The sequence below is a fragment of the Erythrobacter donghaensis genome, assembly GCF_001557325.1.
GTDB classification, from domain to species: Bacteria; Pseudomonadota; Alphaproteobacteria; order Sphingomonadales; family Sphingomonadaceae; genus Erythrobacter; species Erythrobacter donghaensis_B.
Genome location: NZ_LSJS01000093.1, coordinates 1 through 3,771 on the forward strand (window position 1 = coordinate 1; position 3,771 = coordinate 3,771).

General features: G+C 61.5%; 6 protein-coding genes. All 6 read right to left on the minus strand.

Annotated features, from left to right (window positions below; all coding sequences use genetic code 11):
* Positions 1 to 111 precede the first annotated feature (111 nt).
* The gene (locus tag AX692_RS04775) at positions 112 to 501 is read right to left on the minus strand and encodes a single-stranded DNA-binding protein (protein ID WP_073973743.1); all 390 of its coding nucleotides are present in this window, start codon (positions 499 to 501) and stop codon (positions 112 to 114) included.
* Positions 502 to 803: 302 nt separating this feature from the next.
* A complete protein-coding gene (locus AX692_RS04780; RefSeq protein ID WP_073973744.1) occupies positions 804 to 1,232 on the minus strand; it encodes a DUF6915 family protein in 429 nt (142 codons plus the stop codon).
* Positions 1,233 to 1,242: 10 nt separating this feature from the next.
* The gene (locus AX692_RS20735) at positions 1,243 to 1,605 is read right to left on the minus strand and encodes a DUF6878 family protein (protein ID WP_330997570.1); all 363 of its coding nucleotides are present in this window, start codon (positions 1,603 to 1,605) and stop codon (positions 1,243 to 1,245) included.
* 192 nt (positions 1,606 to 1,797) lie between these two features.
* On the minus strand, positions 1,798 to 2,751 hold the full coding sequence (locus AX692_RS04785; protein ID WP_073973745.1) for a DUF2493 domain-containing protein: 954 nt from the start codon (positions 2,749 to 2,751) through the stop codon (positions 1,798 to 1,800).
* 299 nt (positions 2,752 to 3,050) lie between these two features.
* Positions 3,051 to 3,473 carry a hypothetical protein gene (locus tag AX692_RS04790; protein ID WP_073973746.1) on the minus strand — a complete coding sequence of 141 codons (423 nt, stop codon included), beginning with the start codon at positions 3,471 to 3,473 and terminating at the stop codon, positions 3,051 to 3,053.
* A gap of 11 nt (positions 3,474 to 3,484) precedes the next feature.
* Positions 3,485 to 3,771: zincin-like metallopeptidase domain-containing protein (locus AX692_RS18845; protein WP_230961035.1), on the minus strand; the 287-nt coding region annotated here is incomplete at its 5' end.

The window sequence follows — 3,771 nt, forward strand, 5'->3', positions numbered from 1 at the left end:
CGTAAGCGGCGGGGTGTGGGCTCGATGCCCCGCCCCGCCGCTTACGTCAGAGAACACAAAAAAGGCCCCGATGGCGCGAACCATCGGAGCCTTGTCGTTTGCGGGAGGCGCTCAGTCCTCATCGATGTCGGGCGCACCTTCATTGTTCGACACTCGGCCCTTGGTGAGGAAGTCCACCTTGTCGGCGATGATCTCGCAGCCGTAGCGCTTGGTGCCGTCCTGGTCTTCCCACTGCGTATAGTGGATGCGCCCCTCAACCGTCACGAGCTGGCCCTTGGTGCAGTACTTGGCGACGTTCTGGCCGAGACTGTTGAAGCAGGTCACGCGGTGGAATTCGCTGTCCTTGGCGGTGTAGCCGTTTTCGTCCTTGTAGGTCTTGCCGTCCTTGCGGGCGGGACGGTCGGTGACGACCGAGATCGAGGTGATGTTGGTGCCGCCCTGGGTAGTGCGGGTTTCGGGGTCGCGGGCGATGCGGCCAACGAGGATAACGAGATTGGTCATGGTCTTTCTCCTGATCGAGCATTCCGGGTCTATCCCGGCTGCAAACCCGACTAGGAAGCGGCCACGGCGAAGCGCACCGAAGGGAAACCTCGATCTGGTTCGGGTGGTGCGGGCAGCCGGGCGCAGCCCGGCAACTCGGCCGGACCTGATCGGGGTTGCGCGTCTCGACGGGGATGCTTCAGGAAAGGTTTGCTTACAGGCCGGGTTGGTCCCGAGTGCCTTGCACAGGCCAAGCCATGACTTTTCGCGTTAACGGGCTGCGACGTACCCCCTGACCCCCCCTGCCCGCCTCGAAGGCTACATCATATCTCGACAACGAAAGCTCCTCCCGAAGCGGGCGAAAGACCACCTGAAAACGCACTGCCAGCACCAGTCTCCACAGTACCAAGAGGCATAGGCTCGTCCAAACGATGACCCCGCAACATCCAGTCTTGGGGCGTGATTAGGCGCCCCCAATCCGCAAAGGAAGGAATCGTACCCAAGTCCTCGCGGACGTGCTGCTCGCCTACAAGGCGAACGGGCACGACACGGCTGTCGGCGTTGACGATAGTAGGCCCGAACAGCGTCTCGAGCATGAAGATGCCTTCGGCATGGTGCCGGAGGGCCCGGTGCCGCGGATCAGCAAAGATCGCCTTCGACTGGTCAAACCATTGGTGGAGCGGCAGGTAATCTTCTACCACCCCTCCCCATTTCCGGACCGACGACAGGGCGTGATAATAGCAATGAGCCATCGCACTTCTCCTAGAGACCAGTCGAATGGTCGTCGGTCGCCGTGTAACGTAGCTGGCAGTCCAGAACGAAACTCGGCGTAGCCACGTCGATGAACAGTTCGCCGCAGGCACCATCATTGATTTCCCATCCTGGATGATGGCGTTCGAGAGCAAGGTAGGTAAGTTGCTCGAGGGCGGAATTGAGGCTCTGGTCGTCGCCTTCTCCGGCACAGGCGATCGTCACTTCGGGACACGGAACACTCGCCCCGCCGGCGTCAGAGAAGACGCATTCTTCGACCGCACCGCTGTCGCCGCACCCATCGAAACGGATTTCTACGCGGGCAATTTCGGCATTGCGCAGCGGGGCAATGATAGCTGCCTTGAGCCGTTGGATTTCACTTTATGCCTGCGCCGCGCGTTCGGCCTGGCGGACAGCAAAGTCCGCCATGATTGCCTGAAAATCAGTCATGAGATTTCTCCTGCAATGTGCGGGCAAGAACCGATCGTCTTGCCCACGATATCAGACGATCTCTTTCCTCTGACGGGCTGCGCCAGCGCTGATGGCGCTGGCGCGATGCCGGACGCATCAGTCGGTATCCTGAGCCGCGCGCTTGGGAGAAGTTCCAAGCGGTCCGCGGCGATCGACGACGGTAATCCGACGGGATTTCGCTTCGATGACGAGGCGCTCCAGGACCCCGTTTCCGGGAAAGGCGACGACATAACGGGGGTCAAGCGAGAGCATACGCTCGTTGCGCTTGAAGCCTGCGCGTGCCCCCAGGCGCATGTCGAGGGAGAAGCTGATTTGCGGGATGTTGCGTCGTTCGGCCCATGAAGATGCCAGACGGTCAACGCCCTTGGTATCACCGCCGTGGACAAGAACCATGTCAGGAACCCGGTCGTGGATCTTGTCCAGGGTAGCCCAGACGTTGTTGGCGAAGGTGAGCGCGTCCTGCTCGTTGGGATGGCGTGAGCGGCCACCGGCAAAGATCACCGGCGTGCCTTCAGGCACGGCGGCGCGGCGTTTCGCTTCGGACCGGGCTCGGACGAACTCGCGGCCCTCGACAAGCGCGGAAGTCAGCATGGCGCTGTGATTGAAGCGCGAACTCGACACGGGCTTCCACGAGGAGCCAAACTCGTTGAGATAGAGGCCAGCGGCCACTTCGCGCATCTCTTCGAGAGCGAGCATAGCCCCTTCAGCACACTGCGCACGCTCAACCTGGGTCTCGAGTTCATGGGTGTGAATTTCGGATCCATCTGCAGTGGCCAAGAGCGCTCGGACTTCGTCGGTTGCTCGGTCGACGGCGGTCGATTTGCGGGTCGCGGAACGGTGGAAGATGTTGACGAACGCCCAGCCGAGGTCCTCGGCATCGGCCTCCAGCGCAGTCCCAGAGACCATCGCAAATAGATCGGACCATACAGCTTCGAGCGTCTGGACGACCGCATCGTGGACCGGAAAATCATTGGTGGAAACCGGGGCAGGACCAATCGAAAAACCGGAAAGATCGAGGCCGGCAAGTTGGTCAGAAAATGATGAGTGCATGGGTATTGTCCTCCTGACTGGCGTGAGGCTGACGCACCCGCTCATGGCTGCGCCAGCGAGAGCCCGTCAGGGCCAGCTTGAGGCAGTCTCCGCACCCGACAGGGGAAACCCGCTTGGGCAGGCTGGCGCGGGCAGGCCAACGGCCCACAGGGCCGGGCCAACTCGGGCCTGCGCAAGCCGGGTTGCGGAAGACTGGCGGCTGGCCCAGGGCCTCTCTCGCATGGCTTCAGACCATGAGTGCACCTGCAGGCTTCGTCAGGGAGGACAGGCACCTCGTCACGGTCAAAGTGACTGGCGCATCAGGCTACCCGTTTTGCGTAGACGCCCTCACCGTTCGACATGTGCCCGAGGCAGACGTAGTCGCCGAATAAGGCTTCGAAGCGTGAGGCGATCTGGGACAGCCAGCGCTGCGCTCTGGGCGATCTGGCCGTGCGCCAATCGGCATCCCAATAGGCGCCATCGTCACGCTCGACGATCCACACCGCAACCAGGCCGGCGTAAACCGACACGCCGAAATCCGCATAGGCATTGCGCATGAGGATGCGGTCTTCGCGGCCTCGCCAACCGTCGTGCGCGATCAGGGAAGGGAATGCCCGCCCTGCTCGCTCACGCAGATCCTCGCGGAGCCACTCATATTCGAAGTCCCAGTCGTCGTCGTTTTCGACTTCGAGCACCGTGAAGGCCACGATGGCCCCGCTGGGGTAACTGACCGATCGGCCCATGACACCCTCCTTCAGGCGGCCAATGCAGCGTCGGCAGACGCTTCGTTGGTATCATCGGCAGATATCCGCCCTCCGAGTTTGAGCAGAAGCCTTGATGCTTCCTCCGCCTTTGCGGCAGCGGTGAGAATGGCACGGTCATCCTGCTTCAGGAGCTTGAGCCAGTGCTCGATATAGCTTGCATGGCTATCTAGATGAGTGACTGGCAGTCCGAGTTCAGCGCCAAGCATGGCGCTCGAAAGTTCTGCGACATATCCTGACAGTCCAGCCCTAATTTGAATTTTTGGGGGTCGAGCGGAGG

Bases quoted from the DNA above. Each gene is read 5' to 3' on its own strand.
- AX692_RS04785 (WP_073973745.1), bottom strand. From the start codon at position 2,751: ATGCACTCATCATTTTCTGACCAACTTGCCGGCCTCGATCTTTCCGGT.
- AX692_RS04775 (WP_073973743.1), bottom strand. From the start codon at position 501: ATGACCAATCTCGTTATCCTCGTTGGCCGCATCGCCCGCGACCCCGAA.
- AX692_RS04780 (WP_073973744.1), bottom strand. From the start codon at position 1,232: ATGGCTCATTGCTATTATCACGCCCTGTCGTCGGTCCGGAAATGGGGA.
- AX692_RS04790 (WP_073973746.1), bottom strand. From the start codon at position 3,473: ATGGGCCGATCGGTCAGTTACCCCAGCGGGGCCATCGTGGCCTTCACG.